The organism is Bradyrhizobium sp. MI1.3 (assembly GCF_055811695.1).
In genome coordinates, this window is record NZ_JBVVPQ010000022.1 from 1 (window position 1) to 16,010 (window position 16,010).

General features: G+C 64.1%; 12 protein-coding genes and 1 pseudogene. 10 read left to right on the plus strand and 3 right to left on the minus strand.

What is annotated here, in order from left to right; translation table 11 throughout:
* Positions 1–304: 304 nt before the first annotated feature.
* From AC0L3A_RS17800 to AC0L3A_RS17835, 8 genes are all read left to right on the plus strand, one after another.
* On the plus strand, positions 305–964 hold the full coding sequence (locus tag AC0L3A_RS17800) for a TetR/AcrR family transcriptional regulator (protein ID WP_007593902.1): 660 nt from the start codon (positions 305–307) through the stop codon (positions 962–964).
* Between the two features lie 342 nt (positions 965–1,306).
* A complete protein-coding gene (locus tag AC0L3A_RS17805; RefSeq protein ID WP_007593901.1) occupies positions 1,307–2,116 on the plus strand; it encodes an ABC transporter permease in 810 nt (269 codons plus the stop codon).
* A gap of 63 nt (positions 2,117–2,179) precedes the next feature.
* On the plus strand, positions 2,180–3,172 hold the full coding sequence (locus AC0L3A_RS17810; protein ID WP_007593900.1) for an ABC transporter substrate-binding protein: 993 nt from the start codon (positions 2,180–2,182) through the stop codon (positions 3,170–3,172).
* 14 nt (positions 3,173–3,186) lie between these two features.
* Positions 3,187–4,017 carry an ABC transporter ATP-binding protein gene (locus AC0L3A_RS17815; protein ID WP_371261368.1) on the plus strand — a complete coding sequence of 277 codons (831 nt, stop codon included), beginning with the start codon at positions 3,187–3,189 and terminating at the stop codon, positions 4,015–4,017.
* Between the two features lie 220 nt (positions 4,018–4,237).
* Positions 4,238–5,635, plus strand: coding sequence for an enolase-like domain-containing protein (locus AC0L3A_RS17820; protein WP_007593898.1), 1,398 nt, complete (start codon positions 4,238–4,240; stop codon positions 5,633–5,635).
* Complete coding sequence (locus tag AC0L3A_RS17825; protein ID WP_354127733.1) at positions 5,632–6,783, plus strand: Gfo/Idh/MocA family protein; 1,152 nt, start codon at positions 5,632–5,634, stop codon at positions 6,781–6,783. Before AC0L3A_RS17820 ends, AC0L3A_RS17825 begins: the two co-directional genes overlap by 4 nt.
* A gap of 135 nt (positions 6,784–6,918) precedes the next feature.
* Positions 6,919–8,109 carry a dihydrodipicolinate synthase family protein gene (locus AC0L3A_RS17830; RefSeq protein ID WP_473254856.1) on the plus strand — a complete coding sequence of 397 codons (1,191 nt, stop codon included), beginning with the start codon at positions 6,919–6,921 and terminating at the stop codon, positions 8,107–8,109.
* Entirely contained in the window at positions 8,109–8,972 is an 864-nt protein-coding gene (locus tag AC0L3A_RS17835; RefSeq protein ID WP_007593895.1) for a sugar phosphate isomerase/epimerase family protein, read from the plus strand. Before AC0L3A_RS17830 ends, AC0L3A_RS17835 begins: the two co-directional genes overlap by 1 nt.
* 1,197 nt (positions 8,973–10,169) lie before the next feature.
* On the opposite strand, the gene AC0L3A_RS17840 is transcribed toward AC0L3A_RS17835, so the two are convergent.
* The 3 genes from AC0L3A_RS17840 to AC0L3A_RS17850 all read right to left on the minus strand — a co-directional run bounded on the left by AC0L3A_RS17840 (position 10,170) and on the right by AC0L3A_RS17850 (position 14,720).
* The gene (locus AC0L3A_RS17840; protein ID WP_007593890.1) at positions 10,170–11,636 is read right to left on the minus strand and encodes a Spy/CpxP family protein refolding chaperone; all 1,467 of its coding nucleotides are present in this window, start codon (positions 11,634–11,636) and stop codon (positions 10,170–10,172) included.
* A gap of 486 nt (positions 11,637–12,122) precedes the next feature.
* Positions 12,123–13,337, minus strand: a complete 1,215-nt coding sequence (gene rocD, locus AC0L3A_RS17845) for an ornithine--oxo-acid transaminase (protein WP_007593888.1) — start codon at positions 13,335–13,337, stop codon at positions 12,123–12,125.
* Positions 13,338–13,499: 162 nt separating this feature from the next.
* The gene (locus AC0L3A_RS17850) at positions 13,500–14,720 is read right to left on the minus strand and encodes a cytochrome P450 (RefSeq protein WP_007593886.1); all 1,221 of its coding nucleotides are present in this window, start codon (positions 14,718–14,720) and stop codon (positions 13,500–13,502) included.
* A 107-nt stretch (positions 14,721–14,827) separates the two neighbouring features.
* Between AC0L3A_RS17850 and AC0L3A_RS17855 the strand changes: the two are divergent.
* Positions 14,828–15,377, plus strand: a pseudogene (locus AC0L3A_RS17855) (phosphonopyruvate decarboxylase).
* Positions 15,374–15,964, plus strand: coding sequence for a thiamine pyrophosphate-dependent enzyme (locus AC0L3A_RS17860; protein ID WP_007593884.1), 591 nt, complete (start codon positions 15,374–15,376; stop codon positions 15,962–15,964). The pseudogene AC0L3A_RS17855 and the gene AC0L3A_RS17860 overlap by 4 nt, the downstream one beginning before the upstream one ends.
* Positions 15,965–16,010: the final 46 nt, after the last annotated feature.

The following is a 16,010-nucleotide window of genomic DNA, read 5'->3' on the forward strand; positions in this document are numbered from 1 at the left end:
GGGGGGGGCCCCGCCCCGCGGGGGGGGGGGGGGGCCCCCCGGGGGGGGGGGGCCCCCCCCCCCCCCCCCCCCCCCCGGCCCCGGCCCCCCCCGAGCCGGGACCCAGAAGGCGGCGACCTCTCATTGATATGGGCCCCGGCTCTGCAGCGCACCGCTGAAGAAGCGCTGCGCTGCGTCCGGGGCACGAGATCGTTCTCAAACCGCCGCGCGCGTGTTACATGCGTCTTGAAGCATCCAGCGAGCACCCGGTTTGGCGAAAGCAGCGGCAAAGCGAACTCTGAAATGGCAGCGCGATCCCGAGGGGATGCGGCTGCGCATTCTCGAAGCCGCCAAGCAGGAATTCTCGGCGCACGGGCTCGCCGGTGCGCGCGTCGACCGCATCGCGGCCAACGCCGGCGCCAACAAGCGGATGCTCTACTATCACGTCGGCAACAAGGACGAGCTCTATCTCGCGGTGCTCGAAGGCGCCTACGACAAGATCCGCAGCGAGGAGCGCGGGCTCGATCTCGAGCATCTCGATCCGCCCGAGGCGATCCGCCGCCTGATCGAGTTCACCTGGAATTATTTCCTGCGCAATCCGGAATTCCTGTCGCTGCTCCAGACCGAAAATCTCGCCCGTGCAAAGCACCTGAAGCGCTCGACCAAGGTCAAGTCGATGCACTCGCCCTTCGTCGAAATGATCGGCACCGTGGTGCGGCGCGGTGTGTCCGGCGGCGACTTCAAGGTCGCGGTCGATCCTGTCCAGCTCTACATCTCGATCGCGGGGCTGTGCTTCTTCTATCTCTCGAACTCGGCGACGCTCAGCGTGATCTTCGGTCGCGATCTGCTGGCTAAGGACGCCAAGGACGAGCGGCTAGACCACATGGTCGGCCTCGTGCTGGCAGCGCTGACCGGACAGTCGGCCGCACTGTTAGCTATGACCAAGACGCCGAAATCGCGCGCCGCGGTGGTGCAGACGGTTTAGCGCGACTTCGTCGTATCGCTGCTTGCGATAATGGAAATTGTGGAGTCGGACTGCACCCCCAACGTCGTCCTGGCGAAGGCCAGGACCCATACCGCGTGATCCATCGATCGCGCGTGGTGCCAATCCCGAACGACCAGCCTTCGCCAAACTTCACCCTGTGGTTATGGGTCCTGGCCTTCGCCAGGACGACACCGAATGTTTGGAGGGACGGCACGTTCCGCCGCGATCCCCCGCCCAAACCTTGCGGAACCCCCGCCCAAAACGTCGCAGGAAAACCGCTGGACAGTATTTACCCAACGGGTTAATTTCTCGCCCAACGAACAAGACGACCGGGAGTGAGACGTGGCTGAGCTGAAGCCGCAGAGTGCGGTGTCCAAGATGCTGAATGCGGCCTGGATCCGGCCGTTTTTGTTCCTGGTGTTCATCGTCGTGGCCTGGGATCTCGCGATCCGGCTGTTCAAGATTCCCGCCTATCAGATCCCGTCGCCGGGCGATGTCATTGCGGTGCTGCGCACCGATTGGCCGGAACTGCTGCGCCAGTCCTGGCCGACGACTTATGCGACCGTCTGCGGCTTCGCGCTCTCGGCGCTGTTCGGTATCCCCATCGCGATGCTGATCGCGGGATCCAAGACCGTGGAGAGCTACGTCTATCCCCTGCTGGTGTTTTCTCAGTCCGTGCCGAAGATCGCGATCGCGCCGCTGTTCGTGGTGTGGTTCGGCTTCGGCATCATTCCCAAAGTCATTTCCGCGTTCCTGCTCGGCTTCTTCCCCGTGGTGGTCTCCGCCGTGCAGGGCTTCAAATCGGTCGATCCAGATATGGTCGATCTCGCCCGCGCCATGCAGGGCAGCCGCTTCCAGGTGTTTTGCGCGGTGAACCTGCCGCATGCGCTACCGGCGATCTTCTCCGGCCTCAAAGTGTCGGTGACGCTGGCCGTGGTCGGCGCCGTCGTCGGCGAGTTCGTCGGCTCCAATTCCGGCATCGGCTATGTGATGCAGCGCTCGATCGGCACCTTCGACCTGCCGACGATGTTCGCAGCGCTCGTGATCCTCGCGCTGCTCGGCGTCATCCTGTTCTGGATCGTGGACCGGATCGAGAAGCTGGTCATTCCCTGGCATGTCAGCCAGCGCGAGGACGTGATTTTCGCCTCTTGACGACAACCAAAGCAACGAACGGCCGCCAACGGCCGACGCAAACAACGACAAGGGAGAGTGACGATGAAGCGATGGATAGGAGCTGTCTCGGCGGCGCTGATGGTGTTCGCGGCCATGCCGGCGCAAGCGGCCGACAAGGTCGTGCTGATGCTGAACTGGTACGTCTATGGCGAGCACGCACCGTTCTATTACGGCAAGGCCAAGGGCATCTACGCCGCCGAAGGCATCGACCTCGAGATCCAGGAAGGCCGCGGCTCGGCCGCGACCACGCAGGCGGTGGCCGCCAAGACCGCCGATTTCGGCTATGTCGACGTGCCCACCATGATGCGCGCCGCGATCAAGGGTGCGCCAGTGGTTGCGACCGGCGTGCTGCTCCAGACCAGCCCGATGTCCGCGATGGGCTTCGTCGACAAGAACATCAGGAAGCCCGAGGATATCAAGGGCAAGACGGTCGCGATCACGCCGGCCGATTCCATGACCCAGATCTGGCCGCTGTTCCTGAAGAAGACCGGCCTCAAGGAAAGCGACTTCCAGACGGTGGCGGGCGATGGCCAGACCAAGCTCAACGCCGTCATCAACGGCCAGGCCGATCTCTTGCTCGGCTACGTCATGGACCAGTCGATGAAGATCAAGGACGCCACCGGCAAGGACGTCTATCCGATCAAGTTCGCCGACTACGGCATCAACATGGTCTCGTCGGGCATCATCGCCAACACTGATTATGTGAAGGCCAATGCCGACCTCGTCCGCCGCTTCATGTCGGCGACGACCAAGGCGGTCGAAGCCGCCGAGAAGGAGCCGAAGGCCGCGGCGCAATCGATCCTCGATGCCAACCCCAAGGGCGGCAAGATCGACACGCTGACGCAGGGCTTTGAGCTGACCATTCCGCTGTACCGGACGCCTGAGACCAAGGGCAAGCGCCCGTTCCAGGTCACCGACCAGAACATGACGGACTCGGTCAATCTGATGGTCGAATATGGCGGGCTCGATGCCAAGGCCAAGGAGAACCCGAAGGCGTTCTACACCAACGACTATCTGCCGAAGAGCGGTTCGTGAAACCTGCGACGAACATGAGTGAAACCCTGCAACCGGCCGCGCATCTGAGACTGGTGAGCGACCGGGCTGCCGGCGATGCGTCGGGCATCAAGCTTTCAGGCGTGTCGAAGACCTACCGGACGCGCGACGGCGATGTGCCGTCGTTGCGGCCGCTCGACTTCCATATCAATGACGGCGAGTTCTTCGTCGTCGTCGGCCCATCCGGCTGCGGAAAGTCCACGCTGCTCAAGCTGATCTCGGGGCTGCTGCCGCCGACGACGGGCGAGATCCTGGTCGAGGGCGAGAAGGTGACGGCGCCGCACGGCAATGTCGGCATCGTGTTCCAGAACGCGCTGCTGCTGCCGTGGCGCAACATCCTGTCCAACGTCATGCTGCCGATCGACATGAAGGGGCTGCCGCGGCAGACATATCTCGACCGGGCCAAGGCGCTGTTGAAGCTGGTCGGGCTCGAAGGCTTCGAGAAAAAGCTGCCGTGGCAGCTCTCCGGCGGCATGCAGCAGCGCGCCTCGATCTGCCGCGCCCTGGTGCATGATCCCCGGATCATGCTGATGGACGAGCCGTTCGGCGCGCTCGATGCGCTGACGCGCGAGCGCATGAATGTCGAGCTGATGCGGATCCAGCGCGAGACCAGGAAGACGGTGCTGTTGATCACGCACTCGATCCCCGAGGCCGTGTTCCTCGCCGATCGCGTGCTGGTGATGACCGAGCGGCCCGGCGCGATCGCCGCGATCTACGACGTGCCGCTGCCGCGGCCCCGTTCGCTGGACGTGATGGCCGATCCTGTTTTCACCGAACTGGTGCAGCGGATCCGCAAGCATTTCTTCTCGCAAGGGACGTTGGATTAGGACGGATGGGATTTCCCGTGGCCTCTGCTGCGCGAACGGTGCGCTCCCTCCCCCGCCTGCGGGGGAGGGCTGGGGAGAGGGTGTCTCAACAACGGGACACTCCCCCAGAGGAGAAAGCCCTCACCCGGCACTTCGTGCCGACCTCTCCCGCAAGCGGGAGAGGCGAGTCGCCCGCGGCTGTACCGCTCGCACCAAATTCACCTCATTTCGTTGCGACACCATGTCACCGCGCCTGAAGCTGCGAGACATTGCCTTCTTCGAACGTCCCGTGCAGTTCGCGCGGCCGTTCCGCTTTGGCGCGATCACGATCAACGCGACTCCGCAGCTGTTCGTGCGGGTCGGGATCGAGGTCGAGGGCAGGGGAAGTGCTGTCGGTGCGAGTGCCGAGCTGCTGGTGCCAAAATGGTTCGACAAGCGGCCGGAGCTTTCGCCGGCCCAGACCGTCGATGACTTGCGCCGCTCGCTGGAGATCGCGCGGGGGCTTTATCTCGCGCGAACCGGATTTTTGACGGCATTCGATCTGCATGCATCGTGCATCGGTGCCCAGGTCGCGACCTGTGCGAAAAAGAACATTCCGGCGCTTGCCGCGGCTTGCGGACCCGCCGAAATCGACAAAGCGATCCTCGATGCGCTGCTCCGCGCTGCCGAGACCAATTTCTTCGGCGGCATGGCCGGCAACATCGCCGGCATCGATGCGCGGCTTTCGTCCGACCTGAAGGAAACGGATATCACGGCCTTTCTATCCGGCCGGAAGCCGCTGGCGCGCGTTGCCATCAGGCATACCGTCGGTCTCGACGACACCGTTGAAGGCGAGGGCGGAGTTGCAGATCCCCACGAGAACTCCGGTGCAAGATACTTCAAGCTGAAGCTGTCGGGGGACCCCGTCGGCGATGCAGCGCGGCTGGCGCGCATTGGCAAGGAGCTCGATGCGCTGGACCGGGACTACAAAGTGACGCTCGATGCCAACGAGCAATATGCCGATCTCGCAGCCTTGCATGAACTCATCGGCCGGCTCGACCATGACACTGCGCTGCGATCGATTTCATCCAGGCTGCTCTATGTCGAGCAGCCGATGCCGCGCGATGTCACGAGGCAGTCGCCGCTCGGCTCGCTCGCGGCGCGCGGCTTCATCATCGACGAAGCCGACGATTCCTACGACGCGTTTCCCGCGGCACGGGCGCTCGGCTATCACGGCATCTCCTCGAAGTCCTGCAAAGGGCTTTACAAGTCCATCGTCAACGCGACACGCGCGGCGAAATGGAGCTTGGCCGGCGAAAGATTCTTCGTGACCGGCGAGGACCTCACCTGCCAGGCGGGCCTCGCCGTGCAGCAGGACCTTGCGCTCGGGGCCTTCATCGGCATCACCCATGCCGAACGTAACGGCCACCATTACGTCGATGGCTTCGGTGATACGCCCGCCGCGGAGGCCCAGGCTTTCGCCGTCGCGCATCCCGATCTCTACGCGGATGCCGGGCAGGGCATCCGCCTCTCCATTCACAACGGCGATCTCCTCACGGGATCGCTCAATGCAACGGGCTTTGCGACGTCGGTTCATCCGGACTGGTCGGCGCTACGCCCGCTCGAACAGCCAAAATCTCTGCAGGAGCAGTCGGCATGACCACCCAACGCCTCGGCCTCATCATGAACGGCGTCACCGGCCGCATGGGACTCAACCAGCATCTGATCCGCTCGATCGTCGCGATCCGCGAGCAGGGCGGCGTCCGCTTGAAGAACGGCGACCGCGTGATGCCCGACCCGATCCTGGTCGGCCGCAGCGCCGAGAAGGTCGAGGGGCTCGCCAAGCGCTACAACATCGCGCGCTGGACCACCGATCTCGACGCCGCCCTCGCCGACAAGAATGACACCATGTTCTTCGATGCCGCGACCACACAGGCGCGGCCGGGGCTTCTGACCCAGGCCATCAATGCCGGCAAGCACGTCTATTGCGAGAAGCCGATCGCGACCAATTTCGAGGAGGCGCTCGAGGTCGTCAAGCTCGCCAATTCCAAGGGCGTCAAGCACGGTACGGTGCAGGACAAGCTGTTCCTGCCCGGCCTGAAGAAGATCGCCTTCCTGCGCGACTCCGGCTTCTTCGGCCGCATCCTCTCGGTGCGCGGCGAGTTCGGCTATTGGGTGTTCGAAGGCGGCTGGCAGGAGGCGCAGCGGCCGTCATGGAATTACCGCGACGAGGACGGCGGCGGTATCATCCTCGACATGGTTTGCCACTGGCGCTACGTGCTCGACAATCTTTTCGGCGAGGTCGAGAGCGTGAGCTGCATCGGCAACACCGACATTCCCGAGCGTTTCGACGAGCAGGGCAAGAAGTACAAGGCGACCGCCGACGACTCCGCTTATGCCACGTTCCAGCTCAAGGGCGGCGCCATCGCCCACATCAACATGTCCTGGGTGACGCGCGTCTATCGCGATGATCTCGTCACCTTCCAGGTCGACGGCACGCTCGGCTCGGCCGTCGCCGGCCTTTCCGACTGCATGATCCAGGCGCGGCAGGCGACGCCCCGACCGGTGTGGAATCCCGACGAGAAGCGGCTGCACGATTTCTACAGCGACTGGCAGAAGCTGCCTGACAACGTCACCTACGACAACGGCTTCAAAGAGCAGTGGGAGATGTTCATCCGCCATGTCTACGAGGATGCGCCCTACAAGTTCACGCTGCTCGAAGGCGTCAAGGGCGTGCAGCTCGCCGAATGCGCGCTGAAGAGCTGGAAGGAGCGGCGATGGATCGACGTCGCCCCGATCAAGGTCTGAGGTCTATCGGACAATCATCGATGTTGTTGAGCCGTCATTGCGAGCGAAGCGAAGCAATCCAGAAACCCTCCGCGGACACAGTCTGGATTGCTTCGTCGCTTCGCTCCTCGCAATGACGGGGAGAGGTCTGAAATCATGAACAAGCCCGTCCAGCCGATGTTGTCGTTGTCGCTCAAACTGCCGAAGGCCGATCGCTCGATCGAGACCTACCGGCTCGCGGCCTCGCGAACGTTTCCCGCAAAGCTCGAGGGTCCGCTGAACCGCATTGCGTTCTCCGCCGTCCATACCGTGATCGATCCCTTTGCCGACAACGACCCGTGGCTCTCCGCTGCCGTCGACTGGGACAAGACCATCGCCTTTCGCGAGCACGTCTGGGATCTCGGTCTCGGCGTGGCGGAAGCCATGGATACCGCGCAGCGCGGCATGGGGCTGGACTGGCCGACCTCGCTGGAGCTGATCACGCGCTCGGTGTCCGCCGCCAAGCGCCGCAACGCGCTGGTGTTTTCCGGAGCGGGCACGGACCATCTTGCGGTCGAGGACGCCAAGAATCTCGACGACGTGATCCGCGCCTATGAGGAGCAGATATCGGCAGTCGAGAAGGTCGGCGGCCGCATCATATTGATGGCGTCGCGCGCGCTGGCGAAGCTGGGCCGCAACGCCGACGATTATGCCAAGGTCTATGACCGTGTGCTGTCGCAGGTTCGCGAGCCCGTGATCATCCACTGGCTCGGCGACATGTTCGATCCGGCGCTGACGGGATATTGGGGCACCAACGATCTCGACAAGGCAATGGATATTGGGGTCGCCATCATCAACGGCAACGCCGCCAAGGTGGACGGTGTCAAGGTTTCGCTGCTCGACAAGCAGCGCGAGATCGACATGCGCCGTCGTCTCGACAAGCGCATCAAGATGTACACCGGCGACGATTTCAATTATGCGGAGCTGATCGCCGGAGACGGGCAGGGCTTCTCGCACGCGCTGCTCGGCATTTTTGATGCGATCGCGCCGGCGGCGTCTTACGCCTTGTCGCGGCTGGCTGCTGGTGATGAGGCAGGCTTCCACGACGTGCTGGGTCCGACCGTGCCGCTGTCGCGGCACATCTTCAGGGCGCCGACCCGGTTCTACAAGACCGGTGTCGTCTTCATGGCCTATCTCAACGGCCACCAGGACCACTTCACCATGGTCGGCGGGCAGGAGAGCACGCGCTCGACGCTGCATCTGGCCGAGTTGTTCCGGCTGGCCGACAAGGCCGGGCTGCTCGCCGATCCGGAGTTGGCGACGCGGCGGATGAAGGCGGTGCTCTCAACGCGCGGAATCGAATCCTGATGCGTGATTTTTCGCCCGACCATCGCTGGCTGTCGCTCAACACGGCGACAATCCGCAAGCAGGCTGATCTCGTCGAGATCATCGATGCCTGTGCCAGGCACGGCATCCGCGCCATCGACCCCTGGCGCGACCAGGTCGCTTCCGTCGGCCTCGATCGCGCCGCGCGTGCGGTGCGCGATGCCGGTCTCGACCTGTCGGGCTATTGCCGTGGCGGCATGTTCACCTCCGACGCATCGCGCCGGAGCGAGGTGCGCGACGACAACCGGCGCTGCGTCGACGAAGCCAAGGCGCTGGGAGCCCCCTGCATCGTTCTCGTCGTCGGCGGCCTGCCGCAATATTCGCGGCCGGGCAGCGAGGCGTCGAAGGACATCGCCGGCGCGCGGACGCAGGTCGAGGAAGCGCTCGCCGAAATGCTCGATTACGCCAAACAGGCCAAGCTGCCGCTGGCGATCGAGCCGCTGCATCCGGCCTATGCGGCGGACCGCGCCTGCGTCAACACCACGAAGCAGGCGCTCGACATCTGCGACCGGCTCGACCCTGATCGCAGCGGCATGCTCGGCGTCGCGCTCGACGTCTATCACATCTGGTGGGATCCGGAGCTGATGGGGCAGATCGCGCGCGCCGGCCGAGATCGCCTGCTTGCCTTCCATGTCTGCGACTGGCTGGTGCCGACCAGGGACATTCTCAACGACCGCGGCATGATGGGCGACGGCGTGATCGACATCAAATCGGTGCGCGAAGCGGTCGAAGCGCAGGGCTTTGCCGGCTATTCGGAGATCGAAATCTTCTCCAACGACTGGTGGAGGAAACCGATGGATGAGGTGCTGCAAACCTGCATCGCGCGGCACAAGACGGTGGTGTAGCTTTAACGAACGCTGGTCTCACGGGCTTGCTACCTGCTGCAGCCTGTTGAAGCGTGCCTTCTGCTCGGTGCTCCGCACAAACTCCTGCAGAGCAGCGAACTAGTTGGGAGTAGTACCAACGAGAGGTGGACAGCCTTCAGCTTTCAGGCAGAATATCACCACCCCGATGCCGCAGCCGCGCCACAGTCTGCGCCAGATCGGATGAGGTAATTGGTGGCATCAACGATCGGCAGGCACGACGGATGTACCCTGCCTGACGATCTTGAATGGCCCCGACGTGCAATCGTCGGGGCCATTGTGCGTGGTAAGGCTGGCCACTTTTGGCAAAGGCCTCGGCGTGGTCGGACGCGGCTGATTTTATTGCGGTTGTAAGGAAAGACCGCACGAACGCGGTCTTGCAGTCCAATGGGCCGGGACCAAATAGTTTTGGGATCAAATTTTTTGTCCGGTCCGGTCTGGTCACGAGCTAACCACATCCAGGAAGGGCCGCTCACTATTAAAATTTCAGTCCTAAATAATTTCAGTCCTAAATGGAACGCGCCGGCGACCTATCGTCCGATGCGCGCTTTGCTGACGTGTGCCTAGAGCGCAGGCCGAAGGGCTGTCATTCTGCGCAGCCCTTGTTGCTGCCCCGCATCGTTCGCCTTGCTATTCGGTGAAAAGTCAAACGATTGCGCTATCATCGATGACCGTCAAACACCGGGCTGTCACTCGTCAATTCAATCTGCGAAGCTGTGACACCCCAAATGCGCTTGTAAGCAAACAAGCGTGAAGGAAGGGTTCGCAATGGAGAAGGTGCGACGCTTGCGTGCGATAAGTTCGCTGTGCCGGCAACAGGCCGCGTACAACAGCATAAATGGAAGCTGCTCGCAGAAGCAGAGTACTGGGATCACCTGGCCCATCTTGAGCTGTCTTCCTACTTCCAACAATGCAACGCCATTAGCTCGAATGAGATAGAGCGGCCTCGATCAATCACAAACACGAATGACGCTGGACCGAAGGCGATTTCGGCCACGTGAGGACGGAGCAAGGCTGTCGTTTGCATTCCGCCACCGCACGTCTCACAGAGAGAAGTGGCCTGGACACGCATGCTCTCGTCGAGCTGTGAAGCAGGGCAGGGCGATTGCGGTCACACCACGTCGTTCGGCTGCTGCGCAAATGGCCACGAGAGAATGCCGAGAGAACGCGACCTCGTCCTCACGGGCTTGCGACCTGTTCCAGCGCGTTGAAGCGTGCCTTCTGCTCGCTGCTCAGCGTGGCATAGAACTCGTCAAGAGTCGGTTCGACCAGCTTGGCGGCCGTCAGCATGGCTTCGAGCCGGTGCTGCATCGCTTCCAGCCGTCCGACCGGCGTCAGCGGTACATCGTTCGGGCAGGCCGCCTGCAGGTGATCGACGCCCTTGGCCGTCGCTTCGCTGAGGCGGTCGAGCGCTTCCTTCTGCTTGCCTGCGGGGTGCAGCACTGCCTCGATCCTTTGGATCGGTAACTGGGTCAAGCCGGACTTCGGATCGCCGCAGCCGTCGGCAGTGGTTTGGGCACTGGCTTGCTGCGGCAGGGAGCGCTCGCCGACATTGGGGCCGAGCGCGTTGAAGCGCGCCTGCTGCTCGTCACTGAGTGAGCTGTAAAAATTCTCCAGTGCCGGCCGCACGATCTTGACGGCTTCCAGCGTCGCGCTGATGCGGTTCATCATTGCGCGCAGGCGGCCGGGTGGAGTCAGTGCATACGTCTCTGCGCAGGAATCCTTGAACACACCGGCAGCGTTGGCCGCCGCGGTCTTCAGCTCGTCGAGCAGCGTGCGTTGCTCCGGTGTCGGCCGTACCGCCCGCGCGATATCGGCAAGCGGCCAGGCGGTGACGCCCTTGTCCGGTGTGCCGCACAATTGCCGCAGCGTCTGGGGGCTCACGCTGGCGCCTCGAGGAGCGCGGGAGCCTCCGCCGGCTTGCGGATAGTCATACGGGTTGGTGCTGGCATAGGCGGAATAGGGGCTGTCACCACCCCAGAACACGGTGTCGACGAAGTCGTCGTACGCGTACGCCCAATAGCCGGGCTCGTAGGCATAGGACCAGAAGGTGTAGTCAAAAATGTCGGAATAGGCGTAGGGCCAGAACACCGGCCCAAGCCATGCCACGAAGGCCGCGGGATGGCGGTGGCGCCAGGCCTGCCGGGGCGCCCAGCCGCTCTGGCGGGTGATGAGAGCCGCCTGGGTTTGCGAAGTGGCCTGCTCGCGGAAACGCTCGGCAAATCGCCCGCGCCCGGCGGCTCGCCCTGCGGCAGCCGCTGCAGCAGTTGCCGCGGGAGCCTGTCCCAGCCGCTGCTGGCGCGCCAGATCGGTTTGCTGCACACGCTGCTCACGCTGGAGCAAGCGGTTTTGCGTCTGGAACATTCGTTGTTGCTGGCGTTGCGCCCGCGCACCTTCAGGCTTTTGCGACTGCAATTGCTGCACGCGCTGCTGCAGCCGATCGATGCGGGTCTGGCGCTCCGCGGTCTGGCGCGACAGCACCTCGCGCTGCCGCTGCTGCACCACCTGCTGGCGCTGCTGGATCTGCAGGTGATGCTGTTGCGCGCGTTGATCGATCTGCTCCCGTCGCGACAGCCGCTCGCGCGCGGCTGGCGGTCCGCTGGGGCGCAAGGGGGCGGCGATGTGCGGCGTCGGCCGCGGCCCCATGGCCGGACGTTGCGGTGCAGGCGGCGCCCGATGGAATTCAGGTCGCGGCGCCGCCACGTGCGGGGCAGCCCGCGGCGGTGCAGCGAAGTGGGGGGCCGGACGCTGGGGCGGTGAGGCGAGGTGCGGCGCCGGATGCGGCGCCATGGCCGGTCGCTGCGGCATGGAAGGTGGATGGAATGCGGGGGCGGCGGGGCGCACCATGGCCGGCGGCGCCGGCGGACGGGCCATGGCAGGTGGTGCGGCTGGCCGAACTGCCGGCGCTGCGGCCGGCCCGGGTGGTCCACCCCTTCCGTGTCCCTGAGCGGACGCGCTGACGCTCGCCGCCAGCATCGAGGCACCAACCAAAAAGGCCGTCAGGCAAACGCCATGCGGAAGCATGCTCGTCGCTCCCAGCTCGATATCACCCACAATTCTCAACGCACAGGTGGCGGAATCGTTCGTCGTTGGTCGCAGCCGGCAATTGCGATCTTCCGACGCAGGCAGGCTCTAGGAGAAATCCTGCGTCAGGATCGTCGCGAACTGCTCCAGTGCCCCGTCGACCTGAGCGCTGGTGATCACCAGCGGCGGGGCGATGCGGATGGTGTGCTCATGGGTGTCCTTGGCGAGGATGCCCTTGCCCTGGAGCGCCTCGCAGTAGCGGCGCGCGCGGCCGGCTTCGGGATGCAGCTCGACCGCCAGCATCAGGCCGCGGCCGCGCACGTCGCGGATCGTGTTGGCGCGGATGGCTTTCAAGCCTTCGAGAAAGCGCGCGCCTTGCGTGGCTGCGTTCTCGATCATGCCTTCTTCCACCAGCACGCGCAGTGCCGCGCGCGCGACCGCGCAGGCGAGCGGGTTGCCGCCGAAGGTTGAGCCGTGTTGCCCGGGTCGCAAAGTCCCGAGCACGTCGTTGTTCGAGAGCACAGCCGACACCGGATAGAAGCCGCCGGACAAGGCCTTGCCGAGCAGCGTCACGTCAGCCTCGACGCCTTCGTGCTGTTCGGCAAGCAGCTTGCCAGTGCGGCCGAGCCCGGTCTGGATCTCGTCGAGCACCAGCATGACGTTGTTGGCCGTGCAGAGCTTGCGCACCCCCGTGAAATAGCCGGGTGGAGGAATGATGACACCGGCTTCGCCCTGGATCGGCTCGACCAGAAAGGCGACGGTGTTTTGCGTGATCGCTTCTTCCAGCGCCGCGGCGTCGCCGAACGGGATAATCTTGAAGCCCGGCGCGAACGGCCCAAAATGGGCGCGGGTCTCGGGCTCGGTTGAAAAACCGACGATGCCCAGCGTGCGCCCGTGGAAATTGTTGGTGCAGACGATGATCTCGGCCTGGCCGTCCGGCACGCCTTTCACCTCGTAGCCCCATTTCCGCACCGACTTGATCGCGCTTTCGACCGCCTCGGCGCCGCTGTTCATCGGCAGCACCTTGTGCGAGCCGGTCAACGCCGCGATCTCTTCGTAGAACGGGGCGAGCTGGTCGTTGTGAAAGGCGCGCGAGGTCAATGTAAGCCGGCTCGCCTGTTCGACCATCGCGGCCAGGATTTTCGGGTGGCAGTGGCCCTGGTTGAGAGCCGAATAAGCCGAGAGGCAATCGAGATAACGGTTGCCCTCGGTATCCCACACCCAGACACCTTCGCCGCGCGACAGGACGACCCCGATCGGCTCGTAGTTGCGAGCGCCAAAGCGTGCTTCGGTTGCGAGGAAATCGATGACCGAGGAGCTCATCTTCGTCACTCCATTGCTGCTTCGGCATTGGCCGTTGGCGAGGCGCGCGCTCCCGTCGATTTGCCTCCCCTTGTCAAATGGTTATGCGGATCCATAAGGCAATCTTCCGCCGAGGGCCCTCTACTGTGCATGGGGTTGTTTTCGACATCTTTGTTTCCGGCCTCAGCCGATTGCGCAAGGCACGCTCAAGAACCCGCGGAACCGCACCCGTCCACCCCTGACCGGCTGTCCGCTCACGGCATAGTTCGGGAAGCGCGCCAAGAAGCGTGAGACCGCGATGGCGCCTTCCAGCCGCGCCAGCGCCATGCCGGCGCATTGATGCGCACCGGTGGCGAAGGCGAGATGCCGGTTCGGCGTGCGCGCGATGTCGAATCTCTCGGGGTCGGGAAACTGCGCCGGATCGCGGTTGGCAGCTCCGATGCACAGCGTGATCGACGTGCCGGCATCGAGCATGACGCCGCCGAGCTCGACCCGCTCCGTGGTCATGCGGTTGCCGAGCTGGTTCGAGCTCTCGTAGCGCAGCGTCTCTTCGACCGCAGTTTTGATGAGGTCGGGGTGGTCGATCAGCCGCCGCTTCTGATCCGGATTGCGGTCGAGCGCCACGAGGCCGTTGCCGATCAAATTGGTGGTGGTCTCGTGGCCGGCATTGAGCAGGAAGATGCAGTTGTGCAGCAGCTCCTTCTCGGTCAGCCGCTCGCCGTTCTCCTCGCCCTGTATCAGGCGCGTCAGCACGTCGCGTTCGGGGTTGCCAGGCTTCGCTCGTCGGCGTGCGACCAGCGTTCGGAGGTAGCCGAGGAAATCCGTCACCGCCTTGTTGCCGCGGGCAGCGACTTCAGGTGACACCACTGGTTCGAGGGCACCGAGGATTGCCAGCGACCAGTCGCGCAGCGGCGCGCGCTCGTCATGGGGCACGTCGAGCAGATTGCCGATCACCTCGATGGGGATCGAGGCGGCGAAGTCCTCGATCAGCTCGCAGCTGCCCTTGGTGGCGATGGCATCGAGCAGACCGTCGACCAGCTTGATGATATCAGGCTCCATCCCGGCGATTGCGCGCGGCGACAGCGCGCCCATGATCAGGCGCCGCACGCGGGTATGCGCCGGCGGATCGTTGAAGACGAGGCTCGTGGTGTGGTGCTCGTAGAGCGGGGTGTCGCCGTATTTCGGCGCGAACTCGCGCTTCTTGTCCGAGCTGAACGATTTTGTGTTCTTGTAGGTCGTGACGAGATCGTCATAGCGGGTCAGGAACACGGTGCCGTTGCGCAGGCGCTTGACCGGCTCGTTCTCCCGCAGTGCACGATAGGTCGGGTAGGGATTGTCGTAGAATTCCGCCGTCAGCTTCTCCAGATCGAAACTGGCCGCCAGTTCGTTCGCACTTGCGTTCATGCCGCCATACTCGCCGGTTGAGTCCGATATGCTGTATTCGCTCTTTTGAGAGGCTCGGTTCACCGTCTACAGTCGAACCGCGATTTGCAAGCCGACCAGACAGGAAAATGCACGCCCGTGCTGACGCTGCCGACACCGCCGCCGAGTCCGGCACTCATTGGCCCGACGATATTTTCGCGACCTTGCAACGCTTCGACGTTCGGCAGGTGCCTTACGTACCCGACGCCGGCCATTCAAAGCTGATCCAGCGCGTGCTGGCATCGTCCACGATGCGTGGCATTCCGCTGACGACGGAGGAGGAGGGCGTGGTCTTCTCGCCGGCGCCTGGACCGGCGGACAGCGCGGCGTGCTGCTGATGCAGTCGAGCGGGGTCGGTAATTGCATCAACATGCTGTCGCTGATCCCGATCCTGCGCTTTCCCTTCCTCACCCTGGTGACCATGCGTGGCGAGTGGGGCGAGTTCAATCCGTGGTGCCGATGGGATCGACCACGCAGGGCGTGTTCGAGCTCTCGGGTGTCAAGGTGCTGCGGGCTTCGACCGCAGCCGAGGTGCCGGCCGTGCTCGAGGCGGCGGCCGCGCAGGCCTATAACGCCCTCACGCCCACCGCCGTCCTGCTGTCGCAGCGCCTGATCGGCGCCAAGGTTTTCACCAAATGAGCAAGGCCAATCTCCTCGACCGCCGTCAAGTGGTGTCCGCGCTTCTCGCGGACCGCAAGGATGTGGTTGCGATCGGCGGCCTCGGCGCCTCCACCAACGACATGTTCGCGGCCGGCGACCATGCCCGGAATTTCTACCTCTGGGGCGGCATGGGCGGGGCGGCGATGATCGGGTTGGGCCTCGCTCTGGCGCAGCCAAAGTTGCCGGTGCTGGTCATCACGGGCGACGGCGAGATGCTGATGGGCATGGGCAGCCTTGCCACCATCGGCCTCCAGAAGCCGTCCAACCTCTCGATCGCGGTGCTCGACAATGAAGCCTATGGCGAGACCGGCGGTCAGACCAGCCACACCGCCGCGGCCGCCGACCTCGTCGGCGTCGCCAAGGCCTGCGGCATCGGGGATAGCCGGTCCGTGACGACCATGGTCGGGGTCGAGGCCTTCGCCAAAGCCGTCCACGACGTCACCGCCGGGCCGCGCTTTGCCAACGTGAAGATCGACAGCGCCAATCTGGAGCGGATTTTGCCGAGCCGGGATGGGACTTACATTCTCAACCGGATTCGCGGCGACCTCGGTTTCCAGCCAATCTAGGCGCTCCCGTCCTGCACGGGGACCGTGTGGGCGAGGTCAATTTCCA